This window comes from Intrasporangium mesophilum (assembly GCF_054783095.1).
This window is the reverse complement of sequence record NZ_BAAGRF010000019.1, coordinates 1-16,920: the sequence shown is the minus strand read 5'-3', so window position 1 is coordinate 16,920 and position 16,920 is coordinate 1. Positions and strand designations below refer to the sequence as shown.

The window sequence follows — 16,920 nt, the reverse complement described above, 5'->3', positions numbered from 1 at the left end:
GTCGACGGGCATCAGTCGGCGGATCAGTCTGCGTGGCCGGTTGCTCTGGCGGCACACCGGTGCAGCTGATCCGCCGACTGACGGGTCTCGACGTCAGGCCGGGAGGTCTCTGCGCCGCAGCCCGGCGAGCCCGATGGCCATCACCGCGGCCGCGATCACGAGGAGCGCGACGACGGGGGTGGCGTGGAAGGTCCCGCCAGGAAGCGCCGGCACGTGTCCGAACGGCGACAGGTTCGTCGTCCAGTCCGGCAGCCCGAAGATGGTCGCGAACTCGCCGAGCAGCAGGAACGCGATGAGGACCGCCCAGACGAGCCCGGTGAACCGCGGCACCAGGCCGACGAAGGCGACAGCGATCGCGATGCACACCCAGATCGCGGGCAGGGTCACGAGCGATGCTGCGACGAGCCGTCCCACCGAGCCGGCGACATCACCCGTGCGGCGGCCGTCGACGAGTCCCGCGGACGCACCGACGAGGGCCATGACGACGGTCGTGGCGACCATTGCCGTGCCGGCGTGCGCCAGGCCCCACCGGATGCGGGTCACCGCGGTCGCGAGGACGGACTCCGCACGCATGGACGTCTCCTCAGAGCGCATCCGCGTGACGAGCGAGATCCCCATCGCTGCGACGGCGATCGCCGCGATGTGCAGCTCCGCCGTGAAGAACGTATCGACGAGGGAGCCGACGCCGCTGCCGAGCTTGCGGAGCAGCTCCGCGGTCTGCGGGGAGTCCATGAGGGACTGGACGTTCCCGGCGATGGACCCGACGACCGAGCCGAGCAACACCGAAAGGACCACCCAGCCGATCACCGTGCCCCGGGCCAGCCGCGCGGTCAGCCCCTCGATGGTGGACATCCGCCCCCGGGCGGGGCCCGGCCGGGGCGGGATGATGCCCGCGCCGAGGTCGCGTCGCTCGAGCAGGTAGAAGGCGGTCGCGGTGAGCGCTGCGTATGCCGCGACGCCGAGTAGCAGCGGCCAGAGGCGGTTCTCGCCGTAGGGAGACACCTTCTCGCCCCAGCCCAGGGGAGAGATCCACGTGAGGAAGCGGAGCGGGCTGTCGTCTGCGGCCGTGTCGCCGACGGCGCGGAGCAGGAAGGCGACCCCGAGAGCCCCGAGCGAGAACGTCGCGGTGCCACGCGCGGTCTCGGTGAGCTGGGCCGCGAAGGCGGTCACGCCGACCCAGGTCAGCCCGATCGTCAGCCAGGCGACGCCGAGAGCGACCGAGCCGGTGTGGTCGAGGCCGACGCCGATCGCGGAGATCGTGATCAGCAGGGCCGTGACGAGCACGGCGACGGTCCCCAGCAGGACCGCGGCTGCGAGGGGCGCGCGCCGACCGACGACGCCGGACCCGACGAGCTCGAGCCGTCCCTCCTCCTCCTCTGTCCGGGTGTGCCTGCGCACGACGATGTAGGCGAGCAGGCAGAGGAAGACGGCGCCGAGCAGGATGGTCTTGAAGACCGCGAACGCGTCGAGCGTCATGCTCGTCAGCGGGCCGTACATCGCGACGAGGGCCGGGTTCTTGAAGATGTCGCCGATCGCACCGAGCGCAGATCCGGTGTCGGGATAGAGCGCCACGGTCGCCTGTGCCGAGCCGGCGACGAAAACGACGAGGACGAGGATGCTGACGGGGATGAGCACCCGGTCCCGCCGGGCTGCGAGGCGCAGGAGGGCGCCGGTTCCGGTGAAGCCGTTCATCGGGTGGTCGCCGCCTCCCGAGCAGGCTGCTCACCGTCGGGGCCGGCTGCGGTCGAGCGGTACTGCTCCATGAAGAGCTCTTCGAGCGTGGGCGGCGCGCTGGTCAGCGTCCTGATGCCGTGCCGGCCGAGGACGGCGAGCAGGTCACCCAGGTGCTGGGTCTCCACGGCGCACACGACATGGTGGTCGGTGACAGCGAGGTCGGCCAACCCCGGCACCTGGTCGAGCTCGGCGGCCTCGATCGTGCGCTCGAGCGTGGCGTCCACCGTCGTGCGCGACAGGTGCCGCAGCTGGTCGAGCGTGCCGGACTCGACGTTGCGCCCGGCCCGGATGATGCTGACCCGGTCGCAGAGCGACTCGACCTCGCTGAGGATGTGGCTGGAGAGCAGGATCGTGGCGCCGCGCTCCCGGAGCTCGCGGGCGGCCTCTTTGAAGACCGCCTCCATCAGCGGGTCGAGTCCCGAGGTCGGCTCGTCGAGCAGGAACAGCTCGACGTCCGAGGCCAGGGCCGCGACGAGGGCCACCTTCTGACGGTTGCCCTTGGAGTACGACCGGCCCTTCTTGGTGGGGTCGAGGTCGAACCGCTCGAGCAGCTCGGCGCGGCGCTTCTCGTTGAGTCCGCCACGAAGCTTGCCGAGCAGGTCGATGACCTCGCCGCCCGTGAGGTTGGGCCACAGTGCGACGTCGCCCGGGACGTAGGCCAGCCGCCGGTGCAGGGACTCGACGTCGCGCCACGGGTCGCCGCCGAGGAGGGAGGCACTGCCACTTTCGGAGCGGAGCAGGCCGAGCAGGATGCGGATGGTCGTGGACTTGCCGGCGCCGTTGGGGCCGAGGAAGCCGTGGATCTCTCCGGTGGCCACGTCGAGGTCGAGCCCGTCGAGGGCGACCGTGGCTCCGAAGGTCTTGCGCAGGTCGTTGACCTGGATCGCTGAGGTCATACCAACGACGATACACAACATTCAGCATTTACTGAACGTAAAAATTTCGTTAAAATCGCTGACAGACCATGGGAGGCGACATGAGCTCAGCAGGGCGAGGCGGCAAGCGTGACGAGCGCGCAGTGGCGACCTACGTCGAGCGGTTCGGTGACACCCTGACCGACGCCGGTATGCCGCGGCTGGCCAGCCGGGTCTTCGCCCAGCTGCTTGCCGACGACGACGGGCGGATGACCGCGGCCGAGCTGACCGAGGCCCTCGACGTGAGTCCGGCAGCCATCTCCGGTGCGGTGCGCTACCTCACCCAGACGTACCTGATCGGCAAGGAGCGCGAGCGCGGCTCGCGGCGGGACGTGTACGTGGTCCAGGCCGATGCGTGGCACGGGGCGATGCTTTCGCGCGACCGGGTCCTGTCCCAGATCGAGGCCAACCTCCGAGCGGGTGTGCCGGCCGTCGGCGGGACCGCCACCCGCGCCGGCCGCCGCATCCAGCTGTCGGTGGCGTTCCTCGAGTTCCTCGCCGAGCGGCTCGGCACGATGGAGTCCGAGTGGCAGCAGCACCGGACCGAGGTCACCCGCGGCTGGCCCGCCGACGAGCCCGGCTGACCCGCGCGGTGGCCGGCCGGTCGGCCCAGCGGAACGGCATACCGGCATGAACGTGAGATCGGCAACGTTCGGCCCTCGGCCCGAGACCTGCGCCGACCAGCGCCGATACGCTCGAAGCATGGCTGACAGCACTGGCGCGCGCTCCGAGTCCGACCTGCCCATCGAGCCCGTCTATGACGCGTCGGCCCTCGACGGCTGGGACCCGTCCGCACGGCTCGGCGCGCCCGGCCGGTACCCGTTCACGCGCGGGGTGTACCCCTCGATGTACACCGGCCGCCCGTGGACGATGCGGCAGTATGCCGGCTTCGGCACCGCCAAGGAGAGCAACCAGCGCTACCACCAGCTCGTCAAGGCCGGCACCGGCGGGCTCTCGGTCGCCTTCGACCTGCCGACCCAGATGGGCTACGACTCCGACGAGCCCATCTCCCATGGTGAGGTCGGCAAGGTCGGCGTCGCCATCGACAGCATCGACGACATGCGGGTGCTCTTCGACGGCCTTCCGCTCGGCGAGATCTCGACCTCGATGACGATCAACGCCCCGGGCTCGACGCTGCTGCTGCTCTACCAGCTCGTCGCCGAGGAGCAGGGCGTCTCGAGCGAGCAGCTTGCGGGCACGATCCAGAACGACGTGCTCAAGGAGTACATCGCCCGAGGCACCTACATCTACCCGCCGCGCGAGTCCCTCCGTCTCGTCGCCGATGTCTTCGCCTACTGCCACAAGGAGATGCCGCGCTGGAACACCATCTCCATCAGCGGCTACCACATGGCCGAGGCGGGCGCGTCGCCCGTTCAGGAGATCGCTTTCACCATCGCCAACGCGATGGAGTACGTCCGCGCGGCCGAGGCGGCCGGCCTTCAGGTCGACGACTTCGCGCCGCGGCTGTCCTTCTTCTTCGTGGCGCGCACGACGCTCCTGGAGGAGGTGGCCAAGTTCCGTGCCGCGCGCCGCATCTGGGCCCGCATCATGCGCGACACCTTCGGTGCGCAGAACCCGAAGTCGATGATGCTGCGCTTCCACACCCAGACCGCCGGGGTGCAGCTGACCGCCCAGCAGCCGGAGGTGAACCTCGTGCGCGTCGCTCTGCAGGGCCTCGGCGCGGTGCTCGGTGGCACCCAGTCACTGCACACCAACTCGTTCGACGAGGCGATCGCGCTGCCCACCGAGAAGGCCGCGCGCCTCGCGCTGCGCACGCAGCAGGTCATCGCCTACGAGACGGATGTGTGCAAGACGGTGGACCCGTTCGCGGGCTCCTATGTCATCGAGTCCATGACCGACGAGATCGAGAAGGCGGCGCTCGAGCTGATTCAGGCCGTCGAGGACAAGGGTGGAGCCGTCGCCGCCATCGAGCAGGGCTTCCAGAAGTCGGAGATCGAGCGCTCGGCCTACCGCGTGCAGCTGGAGATCGACAGCGCCGAGCGCACCGTCGTCGGCGTCAACCGGTTCACGCTCGACCAGGAGGAGCGGTACGAGCCCCTCCGTGTGGACCCGACTATCGAGGCCGACCAGTGCCGCCGGCTGGAGCGACTACGGGCCGAGCGCGACGACGCCGCGGTCAAGGCGGCCCTCGCGCAGCTGCAGGAAGCCGCCCGCGGCACCGACAACGTCCTCTACCCGATGAAGGACGCGCTCGCGGCGCGCGCCACCGGCGGCGAGGTCGCACACGCCCTTCGCGAGGTGTGGGGCACCTACCAGCCCCGCGAGACCTTCTGAGCCGGCCGGCATACCCGGCGCTGTGTGGTGCCAAGGGGACAACTGAGCGTCCGTCCGGCACCACACAACAAGGCCGAGGGCCGTATGCCGGGTCAGCTGGGTCGCGCTCCGAGGCGGAGGCACGCTGTGGTGCCCGCCTCGATGCCGGCGCGCAGCGAGGCCATCCGCGACCCGCCGCTGAGCCAGACCGACAGCAGGCCGGCGTCGAAGGCGTCGCCCGCGCCGGTGGAGTCGACCTGCTCGATCCGTGGCGCCAGGGCCGACTCGTCGATGTTGGCGCCGATCCACCGGGCTCCGTTGGGGCCGTAGGTCGCGACCACCTCGCGGACGTGCTCGAGGGTGTGGTCGAGGCCGCCCAGCGCGTCGAGCTCGTCGGCGTTGGGCAGCAGCAGGTCCACACCCTCCACCCACGAGAGGAACTGCTCGGCACCCTCACGACGGATGAGTGAGGCCGCCTGTGGGTCGACCGAGACCGTCCAGCCGAGGGCGCGGGCCTGCCGGATCGCCTCGAGCCCGCCGTCGCGCGACTCGCGGTCGAACAGGACGTAGGCCGACAGATGAAGGTGTGGTCGGGCGCCTTCCCGGTGAGGCAGGTCGGCGAACCACACGTCGTCGGGGCAGAAGGCGCGGTTCGCCCCGCGGTCCGCGAGCATCGTGCGCTCGCCGTGCTCATCGACGATCACCGTGACGCAGCAGGTCGGGAGGGCGGGGTCGACCGCGAACGCCGTGTGGACGCGCCGCTGCGCCAGGTCGCGCGCGACGGTCTGGGCGGCGAAGTCGTTGCCGACCCGCGCGACCACGGTGACGCTCATGCCCGCCCAGGCCAGCCAGGCGGCGGCGTTGGCGCCCGCGCCACCGGGCACGAGGCGCACGGATGCCGGGGTGTCCGTGCCCCAGGAGATCGGCCCGCCGGGCAACGTGATGACATCGAGGCCGACATCGCCGACCACGACGACCGGACGCGTGGTCACGCCGACACCTCCGGCCTGCTGGAATCCGCGACGTGCGCCGCGACCTCCCCGGCGAGACGGGCGTTCGACAGGACGAGCTCGACGTTCGCGCGCAGCGACTCACCCCCGGAGCTGTCGTGGAAGTACTCGAGCAGCCTCGGGGTGACGTCCTTGCCGTGGACGCCGTCGCGCTCGAGCATCGCGAGCCCTTCCGCCACGAGCCGGTCGTGCAGGTCGCGGTCGACCTCGTGCGCGGCCGGCAGCGGGTTGGCGAGCACGACGCCGGCGCTGTCGGTGCCGAGCCGGTCTCGCGTGACCAGGATCCGCGCTGCCTCCTCCGCCGACTCGACGCGCCACGGCACCTCGTGGCCCGAGTCGGCGAGGTAGAAGCCGGGGAAGGCGTCGGTGCGATAGCCGACGACCGGGACCGACAGGGTCTCGAGGTACTCGAGCGTGCCGGCGACGTCGAGGATCGACTTGACCCCGGCGCACACGACGAGCACCGGCGTCGACGCGATGACGCCGAGGTCGGCGGACACGTCGAAGGTCTCCCAGGCGCCGCGGTGCACGCCGCCCAGCCCGCCCGTGGCGAAGACCCGGATGCCGGCCCGGTGGGCGAGCGCCGCGGTGGAGGCGACCGTGGTCGCCCCGCTCCGCCCGAGCGCCGCAGCGACTCCGACATCCCGGATGGAGAGCTTGGCCATGTCGGGGTCGGTGCAGACGCGCTCGACCTCGGTGGTCCCGAGACCGACGTGGACGACGCCGTCGAGGACCGCGATCGTCGCCGGCACGGAGCCGCCGTCCCGCACGGCGGCCTCGATCCGTGCCGCTATCTCGATGTTGTCCGGACGGGGCAGGCCGTGGGCCAGGATCGTGGACTCGAGCGCCACGACGCCGCGACCCGAGTCGAGCGCCTCGCGGACGTCCTCGTGGACGACGAGCAGGTCGGACGGCGGCAGCGCGTGGGGCATGGCGCCACCCTAGTTCGCCGCCTGCGTGGCTTCGGGAGCGCCTCTCGGGCACGCGGCGCACTCACGCATGCCCGGCAGGGCGAAGATGAAGCAGCACGACACCCGTCGCGGCTCACTGCCCACCGACTCGCCGGCAGCACCTCGCGCGAGCCGCGCGGCGGCCGACCACATGTCGTCGACGACGCCCCAGCGCTGCCGCGAGCTCATCTTCACCTCGGGCGCGAACGTCGCCACCACCTCAGACACCAGGTCCCCGTATGCCGCCCGCGCCCGCTCGCGCCGCCGCTCGGTCTCGGGGTCGGTCACGACGGCCGCACGGTCCGGGTCGACGACGATGCGGTGCGGGTACAGGCCGGGCGCCAGCTCGAAACCGAGCCCGCGCGGCCCGGGGGCCATCAGCCAGGGACCCAGCTCAGCGGCATACGCAAGCGGCGTGGCCACCACCTCGCACCACCACTGGAGGACGAAGGCGGCCGGGATGTGCGGCGCGACCGTGGTGGCGTGGCGCTGCTCGAGCTGCGTGCGCAGTGCATCGCGCCACGGTGCCAACGGGTCCGTGCCGGCGCGGACGTGTGCGACGACGTCGTCACACCACACCGTCGCCGCCGACGAGCTGGTGGTCATCGTCGTGAACGGCAGCGCGCGGTCGACCTGGCGCACCACGTACTCGACCGAGTCGTCGGCCACATCCCCTCCCGGTCGCTAGAATCCACTGCTCGTGACCGACCATGCCTTGCACGTGCCCTTCGACGCCATCTCCCGGACCGTCGAGGAGCACGTGGACGAGCTGGTCGCGATCCGCCGTGACCTGCACACCCACCCCGAGCTCGGGCGCGGCGAGGTCCGCACCACGGCCCTGATCGCGCAGCGGCTCGAGCAGGCGGGGATCGAGGTGCGCAAGCTGCGTGGCACGGGGCTCATCGCCGACCTCGGGGCGGCCGACCCGGCCCACCGCATCGCGCTTCGAGCCGACCTCGACGCCCTGCCGATCCGCGAGCAGACCGGCCTCGAGTTCTCGTCACAGACCGATGGCGTCAGCCACGCGTGCGGCCACGACGTCCACACCACCGCGCTGCTCGGGGCCGCGCTTGCGCTCAAGGCGGTCGAGGGCCGGCTGCGCGGCGCCGGGATCGCTGCGCGCCTCGTCTTCCAGCCGGCGGAGGAGCTCATGCCGGGTGGCGCCGAGGACGTCGTCGCCCAGGGCGGGCTCGACGGCGTCGACCGGATCTTCGCGATGCACTGCGACCCCGGCCTCGACGCGGGCCAGGTCGGTCTGCGCGTGGGCGCGATCACCGCAGCGGCCGACCAGGTCGAGGTGACGCTGACCGGTCGCGGCGGCCACACGTCGCGACCCCACCTGACGCAGGACCTCACGTACGCCCTCGCCAAGGTCGTCACCGACGTCCCCGCGGTGCTCTCGCGACGGCTCGACCCGCGTGCCGGGGCCGCGCTCGTCTGGGGGTCCATCCACTCCGGTGGTGCGCACAACGTCATCCCGTCCGCCGGCAAGGCGGGCGGCACCCTCCGGATGCTCGACGCGAGCATCTGGGACGGCGTCGAGCGCCTCCTCGAGGAGGTCGTGCACGCCGTCGTCGCGCCGTATGCCGTCCACGCCGACGTCGCGATCACCAAGGGCGTGCCGCCCGTCGTGAACGAGGCCGGCTGCATCGACGCGCTGACCGCGGCGGTGACCGGTGCGGGGGCGTACGTCGCGCCGACGCCCCAGTCCCTCGGCGGTGAGGACTTCGCCTGGTACCTCACGCACATCCCCGGGGCCATGGCCCGGCTCGGCACCCGCACGCCGGGCGGCCTGACCTACGACCTGCACCGCGGGGACCTCGTCGTCGACGAGGCCGCCATCCCGGTGGGGGCCCGCACGCTGGCCGGCGTGGTGTTCGCCGCGGCCGCCCAGCTGGCAGGAACGCGCACCCTTGGGGGCGTTTCGCCGCTCTCAGCGGTCGCGGATCGGTAACACTTCCTGCGAGTTGTGCCGAGGCGATCAGATCTTGCAGCGGCGGGGATTACCCTTCCCTGCTATGTGGGCCGATGTCGTCGTCGGCCCGACCGAATTTAAGGAGCACCCCTTGCGTTCTGCAACCAAGGTCGCGGCTGTTGTCGCGGCTGCTGCGCTCGGCCTCGCCGCCTGCGGTAGCAGCAGCGACAACACGTCCACCGGCGGCAACACCTCGCCCGCCGGCGGCACGAGCTCGGCACCTGCGTCGAAGATCGTCGTCGGCATCGCCTACGGCGTGGGCGGTCGCGGTGACCAGTCCTTCAACGCCTCGGCGGCGGCGGGCCTCGACAAGGCCAAGGCCGACCTCGGCATCACGTACAAGGAAGCGACCCAGGTCAACGGCGAGAGCGAGGCCGCGACCGAGGAGCGCCTCCAGCAGTTCGTCGACGCAGGCGCGACCCACGTCATCGGGGTCGGGTTCGCCTACGCCAAGGCCATCGGCAAGGTCGCCAAGGACAACCCCGACGTGCACTTCGCCATCATCGACGACGCGTCCGCCGACTCGGCCGGTTCGAACGTCGCCCAGCTGACCTTCGCCGAGGAGCAGGGCTCGTTCCTCGTCGGCGCGGCCGCCGCGCTCAAGTCGAAGACGAACACCGTCGGCTTCGTCGGTGGTGTCGGCGTCGACCTCATCAAGAAGTTCGAGGCCGGCTACATCGCGGGCGCCAAGGCCGCCAAGCCGAACATCGTCGTCAAGAGCCAGTACCTCTCGCAGCCGCCGGACTTCTCGGGCTTCAACGACCCGGCCAAGGGCAAGACGGCCGCCGAGGGTCTCTTCCAGGGTGGTGCTGACGTCGTGTACCACGCCGCTGGTGGCTCGGGCTCGGGCGTCTTCACCGCGGCGAAGGCTGCCGGTGCCGGCAAGTGGGCCATCGGTGTCGACTCCGACCAGGCCCTGACGGCCACGCCGGATGTCCGCGACATCATCCTCACCTCGATGATCAAGAAGGTCGACGTCGCGGTCTACGACTTCCTCAAGTCGGCCTCCGAGGGCAACAACATCACCGGCAACAAGGTCTACGACCTCAAGGCCAACGGTGTCGACTACGCCACGACCGGTGGCCACCTCGACGACATCAAGGCCCAGCTCGACGACTACAAGCAGAAGATCATCTCGGGGCAGATCACCGTCCCGACCAAGCCCTGAGCTGACACTCGCCAGTAATTGGCTCCAGATGGGCGACACGGCCCGTGCGTCGCGGTAGCGTCGTCGCGGGCCGTGTCCGTCCCCGGATCCGGTTGCGGGCGTAAGCGGCAGTAGCCCCACCGTCCGTGGCCATCCGTGGCGGTCGGCCTGCCGAGAGCCGTGACCACCTTCTGCCCGGCCCACGCCGGGCCCGGACGAGGAGTAGTCGCCATCACCGCTGCAGCAACCGAGCGAACCGCCGCACCCGCAGCCGCCGAGTATGCCGTCGAGCTCGAGGGGATCACCAAGCGGTTCCCCGGCGTCGTGGCCAACAAGGACATCGGCTTCAAGGTGCGCCGCGGCACCGTCCACGCGATCGTGGGCGAGAACGGCGCCGGCAAGTCGACGCTCATGAAGATCCTGTACGGCGTGCAACGGCCCGACGAGGGCACGATCCACGTCGACGGCCACGAGGTGAACCTCCACTCGCCCTCGGACGCCATCCGCGAGGGCATCGGCATGGTCTTCCAGCACTTCCAGCTGGCCGACAACTTCACCGTCCTCGAGAACGTCGCGCTGGGCGCCGAGCGCCTCTACGGCATCGGAGACGAGGCGCGCGACAAGATCCGCGAGCTCTCGGCGGCATACGGCCTCAACGTCGACCCGGATGCCCTTGTCGAGGACCTTGGCGTCGGCGCCCGGCAGCGGATCGAGATCCTCAAGGTGCTCTACCGGGGCGCCAAGATCATCATCCTCGACGAGCCGACCGCGGTCCTCGTGCCGCAGGAGGTCGAGGAGCTCTTCGACAACCTGCGCGGGCTCAAGTCCGAGGGGCTGACGGTCCTGTTCATCTCGCACAAGCTCGACGAGGTGCTCTCGGTCGCGGACTCGATCACCGTCATCCGCCGCGGGACCACGGTCGACACGGTCGACCCCAAGTCGGTCAACGCGCGCCAGCTCGCCGAGCTGATGGTCGGCGCCGAGCTGCCCACGCCCCAGACCGAGGAGTCGACGGTCACCGACCGCGTCGTGCTGCGCACGGAGGACATCGTGCTCGCCGGCGACGGAGAGACCCGCAACGTCCTCGACGGCATCTCCCTGACGATCCATGCCGGTGAGGTGCTCGGCATCGCGGGCGTCGAGGGCAACGGCCAGGCCGAGCTCGTCGAGGTCATCATGGGCATGCGCGAGCCGACCTCCGGCACCGTCCACCTCGGTGGCGTCGACATCTCCGACTGGGCTACCCGGGAGATCCGCGAGGCGGGAGTCGCCTACATCCCCGAGGACCGGCACCGCCACGGGCTCCTGCTCGAGGCGCCGCTCTGGGAGAACCGCATCCTGGGCCACCAGACCGAGCCGCCCAACGCCCGCGGCTACCTCATCAACGCCGCGGGGGCCAAGGCCGACACCGAGCGCATCGTCAAGGACTTCGACGTGCGCACCCCGTCGATCTTCGTCAAGGCCGGGTCGCTCTCGGGCGGCAACCAGCAGAAGCTCATCGTCGGCCGCGAGATGAGCCACCAGCCGAAGGTCCTCGTCGCGGCGCACCCGACGCGCGGCGTGGACGTGGGCGCTCAGGCGAGCATCTGGGACATCATCCGCCAGGCCAGGCGTGACGGCCTCGCGGTCCTGCTCATCTCCGCCGACCTCGAGGAGCTGATCGGCCTGTCCGACACCATCGAGGTCATCCTTCGCGGCCGGCTCACCGGCACGTTCGACCCGGACACGGTGACCGCCGAGGACCTCGGCGCAGCGATGACCGGTGCCGCCCACTCGTCCGGTGAGGCGAGCGACGCGAACGCCGAGCCGACCGCCGAGCCGACCGCCGAGCCGACCGCCGAGCCGACCGCCGAGCCGACCGCTGAGCCGACTGCGGAGCCGACTGCGGAGCCGACGGCCCAGCCGACGGCCCAGCCGACCGCCCAGCCGACCGCCCAGCCGACCGCCGAGCCCGATACCGGCACCGCGCCGGGGACGGAGGACCAGCGATGAACCGCTTCTCGCCCCGCAAGCTGCTGCTCGGCGTCGCGGCTCCGGTCCTGGCGCTGCTCGTCGCGTTCCTGCTCACGTCCGCGATCCTGCTGGCCCTCGGCGACCCCGTGCGCGAGGTGTGGGCCACGATCCTGTCCTGGCCGAAGCCGAGGCAGATCGTCCAGATCATCAACGGCGCGACCGTGTACTACCTGTCGGCCGTCGCCGTGGCCGTCGGCTTCCGGATGAACCTGTTCAACATCGGCGTCGACGGGCAGTACCGCGTCGCCGCCTTCACCGGGGCGCTGTTCGCGGGCCAGGCGTGGTTCCCCGGCCCGATCAACGTCATCCTGACGATCATCGTCGCGATGCTCGCCGGTGGCTTCTGGGCCAGCATCGCGGCATACCTCAAGGTCACCCGCGGCATCTCCGAGGTCATCAGCACGATCATGCTCAACGCCATAGCCACCGGCGTGGTGCAGTGGCTGCTCATACAAGTCGCGGTCAAACAGCCCGGTAGCAACACGATCACGACCCAGCCGATCCCGGAGTCGTCGCAGCTCGACGGCCTCAGCCTGATCCCCGGGGCGTCCAACAAGGTCTACACGCTGCTCATCCTCGCCATCATCGTCGGCGTCGGATACTGGTTCGTCCTGGGCAAGACGCGGTTCGGCTTCGACCTGCGAGCCACGGGTAGGTCCGAGACCGCGGCCGTCGCGAGCGGCGTCAAGGTCAAGCGGATGGTCCTGACGACGATGATCTCCTCGGGCGCCCTTGCGGGCCTGGTCGGTATGCCGCTGCTGTTCGGTGAGGACCACTACTACGGCACGACGGCCCAGGCCGGCCTCGGCTTCGCCGGGATCGGCGTCGCCCTGCTCGGCCGCAACAACCCGCTCGGGATCGCCGTCGCGGCGCTGCTGTGGTCGTTCCTCGACGTCCAGTCCAACGCTCTTCAGATCCGGGCCGGTGTGGCATCGGAGGTCGTATTCATCATCCAGGGCATCATCCTGTTCGCCGTCGTCATCGCCTACGAGCTGATTCGCCGGGCCGACGTCCGCCTCGAGCAGCAGCGCGTGGCCCGGGAGCTGTCGGCGTCGAGACCCGATGCCCCGGCCGTGGAAGGAGCCCCGGCATGAGCGCCACCGGTCTCGAGGTCGGCACCAAGCGGGTCAGCACGGCCCCCGCGGGCAAGCGGTTCCGGTTCACCCCGACACAGTGGGTGGGCGTCTTCCTTGCCTCGGTCTTCGTCCTGTCGGTCCTTCGCGTCGTCACGGGCGCCAATGACATCGACTCCTCGGGTCTTCTCATCGCCGGTATCGGCCTCGCCGTGCCGATCGGGCTGGCGGGTCTCGGCGGCCTGTGGTCCGAGCGCGCGGGTGTGGTCAACATCGGCCTCGAGGGCATGATGATCCTCGGCACGTGGGGTGCGGGCTTCCTCGGCTACCACATGGGGCCCTGGATGGGCCTGGTCGGCGCGGTCATCGGCGGCGCCATCGGAGGCGCGATCCACGCGATGGCCACGGTGACGTTCGGTGTCGACCACATCGTCTCGGGTGTGGCGCTCAACATCATCGCCCTCGGGTTCGCCAAGTACCTCTCGGTCCGCTTCTTCAGCACCTTGCCCGGTGGTGGCCCGACGCAGTCGCCGCCGCTCGACCAGCTGCCGACGTTCACCCTGCCGGGGCTGTCCGACTGGCTCGGCGACATCGAGCAGCAGCACATCTTCTTCATCTCCGACCTGGCCGGCATCCTGCGGGCGTTCTGCACGGACGTGTCGGTCGTGACGATCATCGCCGTGCTGCTGTTCATCGCGACGGCCTGGGTGCTGTGGCGCAGCGCCTTCGGCCTGCGCCTGCGGTCCTGTGGCGAGTCGCCGGTCGCGGCTGAGTCCCTGGGTGTCAACGTGCTGCGGTACAAGTTCACGGCGGTGCTGATCTCGGGCGGCCTGGCCGGCCTCGGTGGCGGCTTCCTGGCGCTCGTCGCGGCCAACCTGTTCCGCGACGGACAGACCGGCGGGCGCGGCTACATCGGCCTCGCCGCGATGATCTTCGGCAACTGGCGGCCCGGTGGCCTGATGGCCGGCGCCGGCTTGTTCGGCTACACCGACGCCGCGCAGCTGCGCGGCGGCGGCACGACGGTCCATGCGTTCCTGCTGCTGTTCGCAGTGCTGCTCCTCGGCATCGGCATCTGGCAGATCGTGCGCCGGAACCGTCGCCTGCAGGGCATCATCGCGATCGTCGTCGGCGCCCTCGTCGGCTTCTGGTATGCCGCGACGGACGTCGTGCCCCAGGAGCTGTCCGGCACGACGCCCTACGTCGCGACGCTGCTCGTGCTGGCCTTCGCCTCGCAGCGCCTGAGGATGCCTGCGGCCGACGGCCAGATCTACCGCAAGGGTGAGGGCGCCTAGTGCCCGCGGCACGCGAGGACGCGACCGGCATACCCAGAGACTCCGGGTATGCCGGCACTCCCGCGGAGGTGCCCACAGGCGCCTCTGCGGGTGTCGAGGTCGACTGGGAGGCGCTGCGTCAGCGCGCCGAAGAGCTGATGCGCCGCGCGTACGCGCCCTACTCCGGCTTCCCGGTCGGCGTCGCCGGCCTCGTCGACGACGGCCGGGTGGTGGCGGGCTGCAACGTGGAGAACGCGGCATACGGCGTGGGCCTCTGCGCGGAGTGCGGGATGGTCTCCGACCTGCACGCCAGCGGGGGCGGACGCCTCACCGCGGTCTTCTGCGTCGGCAGCGACGGCCAGGCGCTCATGCCCTGCGGGCGGTGTCGGCAGCTGCTGTGGGAGAACGGCGGGCCGACGTGCCTGCTCATGACCCCTGAGGGCGTGCTGCCCATGACCGAAGTCCTTCCGCAGGCATTCGGGGCCGACAACCTGCATCACGCTGAGGGCTGAACACCTCGACCTGCGTACACCCGCCGGGCGGGCGACCGCTGGGACATGATGTCTCCCGTGAGCGAAGCCTTCGATGCCGTTGACGTCATAGCCACCAAGCGCGACCGGTCCGAGCTGTCGGACGCGCAGATCGACTGGGTCATCGACGCCTACACCCGTGGCGTCGTCGCCGAGGAGCAGATGTCCGCGCTGGCCATGGCCATCTACCTCAACGGGATGAACGCGCGGGAGATCTCGCGCTGGGCTGACGCGATGATCCGCACGGGCGAGCGGTTGGACTTCTCGGGCCTGAGCCGGCCCACCGCCGACAAGCACTCGACCGGAGGCGTCGGCGACAAGATCACGCTGCCGCTGGCGCCCCTCGTCGCGGCGTGCGGGGTCGCGGTGCCGCAGCTGTCCGGGCGCGGGCTCGGGCACACCGGGGGCACGCTCGACAAGCTCGAGTCGATCCCCGGCTGGCGGGCCGAGCTGACGAACGACGAGATGATGCGCCAGCTCGAGGACGTCGGCGCGGTCATCTGCGCTGCGGGGTCGGGGCTCGCACCGGCCGACAAGAAGCTCTACGCGCTGCGGGACGTCACCGGCACGGTCTCGTGCGTCCCGCTCATCGCGACCTCGATCATGAGCAAGAAGATCGCCGAGGGGACCGGCGCGCTGGTGCTCGACGTCAAGGTGGGCTCGGGCGCCTTCATGAAGGAGCTCTCCCAGGCGCGCGAGCTTGCCGAGACCATGGTGCGGCTGGGCACGGACGCCGGGGTGCGGACCGTGGCCCTGCTGACCAACATGCAGACCCCGCTCGGGCTCACAGCAGGCAACGCGCTCGAGGTCCGGGAGTCGGTCGAGGTCCTCGCCGGAGGCGGTCCCGAGGACGTGGTCGAGCTGACCGTCGCGCTCGCTCGGGAGATGGTGACCGCCGCGGGCCGGGACGACGTCGACCCTGCCGACGTCCTCGCCGACGGACGGGCGATGGATGCGTGGAAGCGGATGATCCGGGCGCAGGGAGGCGACCCCGATGCGCCCCAACCGGTCGCCAAGGAGCAGCACCACGTGCTCGCACCGGCCGACGGCGTGCTTGTCGAGCTCGACGCCCTCGCGGTCGGCGTGGCGGCCTGGCGCCTCGGGGCGGGGCGCGCGCGCAAGGAGGACCCGGTCCAGGCCGGGGCCGGGGTCGAGATCCACTACAAGCCCGGTGCGACCGTCCGCGGCGGCGAGCCGCTGCTGACCCTGCACACCGACGAGCCCGAGCGGTTCGAGCGGGCCATCGAGGCGCTCGAGGGCGGATACCTCATCGCTCCCGAGGGTTCGCGTCCCGACCTCGCGCCGATCGTCATCGACCGCGTCGCCTGAGGACCGCCCACCGAGCCGGCGCGGTCACCCGCCTGCCCGCACGGCGGTCGTAGGGCCCGCCTCACGCTGCCAGTCGAGTGGGCGCGTCGCCTCTCCTGTCACGGGGGCCCCACCTCGCCTGGGTCGAGTGGGCGCGTGGTCTCTCCTGTCACGGGGGCCCCACCGCCTGGGTCGAGTGGGCGCGTCGTCCCTCCTGTCACCGGGGCCCACCGGCTTGGTCGAGTGGGCGCCCCGTCTCTCCTGTCACAGGGGCCTCCTGGGTCGCACCCATGGGCCGCACGGGAGGCGCGTTTGCGCAGGTCAGAGCCCATATGGGGCCGCCCGGGGGGCCCGATTAGGAGATCCCGGGGACCCCGTGTAATGTTCTCTTCGCCGCAAGGGAAACCAAGCGAGCGAGTCCGGCCCCTCCAAGAGGCGGATCACGGATTTGACTCCCAAGCAGACGCGCGGCAAAATTGAAGGGTTGCCCCGGAGTCCGGTCGTGTGGCTGGGTGATGGTGTGTGTCCGATTCTTGAGAACTCAACAGCGTGTCAAAAATCGATGCCAATACCTCGTTGCAGGGTCTTTTGGTCCTGCACGATTTTCCTTTGGTTGACAACGAATATTCAGCAGTTATTTGCTGGTGTTCTTGCTCGGCTAGTGATTGACCCTTCGTGGGTGTTTGTTTTCAACGGAGAGTTTGATCCTGGCTCAGGACGA

Annotated in this window: 14 protein-coding genes; 9 read left to right on the top strand and 5 right to left on the bottom strand. The window is 70.6% G+C overall.

Annotated features, from left to right (window positions below; translation table 11 throughout):
* Positions 1-93 precede the first annotated feature (93 nt).
* Together ACYVLP_RS16455 and ACYVLP_RS16450 are read right to left on the bottom strand one after the other, a co-directional pair.
* Positions 94-1,692: an ABC transporter permease gene (locus ACYVLP_RS16455; protein WP_460628422.1), complete on the bottom strand. Its 1,599-nt coding sequence runs from the start codon at positions 1,690-1,692 to the stop codon at positions 94-96.
* Complete coding sequence (locus ACYVLP_RS16450; RefSeq protein WP_460628421.1) at positions 1,689-2,630, bottom strand: ABC transporter ATP-binding protein; 942 nt, start codon at positions 2,628-2,630, stop codon at positions 1,689-1,691. The genes ACYVLP_RS16455 and ACYVLP_RS16450 overlap by 4 nt, the downstream gene beginning before the upstream one ends.
* 80 nt (positions 2,631-2,710) lie before the next feature.
* Between ACYVLP_RS16450 and ACYVLP_RS16445 the strand changes: the two genes are divergently transcribed.
* Together ACYVLP_RS16445 and ACYVLP_RS16440 are read left to right on the top strand one after the other, a co-directional pair.
* Positions 2,711-3,232: a GbsR/MarR family transcriptional regulator gene (locus tag ACYVLP_RS16445; protein ID WP_460628420.1), complete on the top strand. Its 522-nt coding sequence runs from the start codon at positions 2,711-2,713 to the stop codon at positions 3,230-3,232.
* Positions 3,233-3,350: 118 nt separating this feature from the next.
* A complete protein-coding gene (locus ACYVLP_RS16440; RefSeq protein WP_460628419.1) occupies positions 3,351-4,943 on the top strand; it encodes an acyl-CoA mutase large subunit family protein in 1,593 nt (530 codons plus the stop codon).
* 92 nt (positions 4,944-5,035) lie between these two features.
* On the opposite strand, the gene ACYVLP_RS16435 is transcribed toward ACYVLP_RS16440, so the two are convergent.
* Genes ACYVLP_RS16435 through ACYVLP_RS16425 form a run of 3 tightly spaced genes read right to left on the bottom strand, consistent with a single transcriptional unit; the run spans position 5,036 to position 7,551 of the window.
* The gene (locus tag ACYVLP_RS16435; RefSeq protein ID WP_460628418.1) at positions 5,036-5,914 is read right to left on the bottom strand and encodes a carbohydrate kinase family protein; all 879 of its coding nucleotides are present in this window, start codon (positions 5,912-5,914) and stop codon (positions 5,036-5,038) included.
* Positions 5,911-6,864 carry a pseudouridine-5'-phosphate glycosidase gene (locus tag ACYVLP_RS16430; RefSeq protein ID WP_460628417.1) on the bottom strand — a complete coding sequence of 318 codons (954 nt, stop codon included), beginning with the start codon at positions 6,862-6,864 and terminating at the stop codon, positions 5,911-5,913. The genes ACYVLP_RS16435 and ACYVLP_RS16430 overlap by 4 nt, the downstream gene beginning before the upstream one ends.
* 9 nt (positions 6,865-6,873) lie before the next feature.
* Positions 6,874-7,551, bottom strand: coding sequence for a (2Fe-2S)-binding protein (locus ACYVLP_RS16425; RefSeq protein ID WP_460628416.1), 678 nt, complete (start codon positions 7,549-7,551; stop codon positions 6,874-6,876).
* Positions 7,552-7,582: 31 nt separating this feature from the next.
* Here ACYVLP_RS16425 and ACYVLP_RS16420 point away from each other — a divergent pair, with 31 nt between their 5' ends.
* The 7 genes from ACYVLP_RS16420 (at position 7,583) to ACYVLP_RS16390 (ending at position 16,220) form a co-directional block, all read left to right on the top strand.
* Positions 7,583-8,836: an amidohydrolase gene (locus ACYVLP_RS16420; RefSeq protein ID WP_460628415.1), complete on the top strand. Its 1,254-nt coding sequence runs from the start codon at positions 7,583-7,585 to the stop codon at positions 8,834-8,836.
* A 112-nt stretch (positions 8,837-8,948) separates the two neighbouring features.
* On the top strand, positions 8,949-10,025 hold the full coding sequence (locus tag ACYVLP_RS16415; protein ID WP_460628414.1) for a BMP family lipoprotein: 1,077 nt from the start codon (positions 8,949-8,951) through the stop codon (positions 10,023-10,025).
* A gap of 303 nt (positions 10,026-10,328) precedes the next feature.
* Positions 10,329-11,996 (top strand): ATP-binding cassette domain-containing protein, encoded by a 1,668-nt coding sequence (locus ACYVLP_RS16410; RefSeq protein ID WP_460628675.1) that lies wholly within the window; start codon positions 10,329-10,331, stop codon positions 11,994-11,996.
* Positions 11,993-13,111: an ABC transporter permease gene (locus ACYVLP_RS16405; RefSeq protein ID WP_460628413.1), complete on the top strand. Its 1,119-nt coding sequence runs from the start codon at positions 11,993-11,995 to the stop codon at positions 13,109-13,111. Before ACYVLP_RS16410 ends, ACYVLP_RS16405 begins: the two co-directional genes overlap by 4 nt.
* Positions 13,108-14,382 carry an ABC transporter permease gene (locus ACYVLP_RS16400; protein WP_460628412.1) on the top strand — a complete coding sequence of 425 codons (1,275 nt, stop codon included), beginning with the start codon at positions 13,108-13,110 and terminating at the stop codon, positions 14,380-14,382. Before ACYVLP_RS16405 ends, ACYVLP_RS16400 begins: the two co-directional genes overlap by 4 nt.
* A gap of 68 nt (positions 14,383-14,450) precedes the next feature.
* Positions 14,451-14,873 (top strand): cytidine deaminase, encoded by a 423-nt coding sequence (locus tag ACYVLP_RS16395; RefSeq protein WP_460628674.1) that lies wholly within the window; start codon positions 14,451-14,453, stop codon positions 14,871-14,873.
* Positions 14,874-14,930: 57 nt separating this feature from the next.
* Entirely contained in the window at positions 14,931-16,220 is a 1,290-nt protein-coding gene (locus tag ACYVLP_RS16390; protein ID WP_460628411.1) for a thymidine phosphorylase, read from the top strand.
* Positions 16,221-16,920 lie beyond the last annotated feature (700 nt).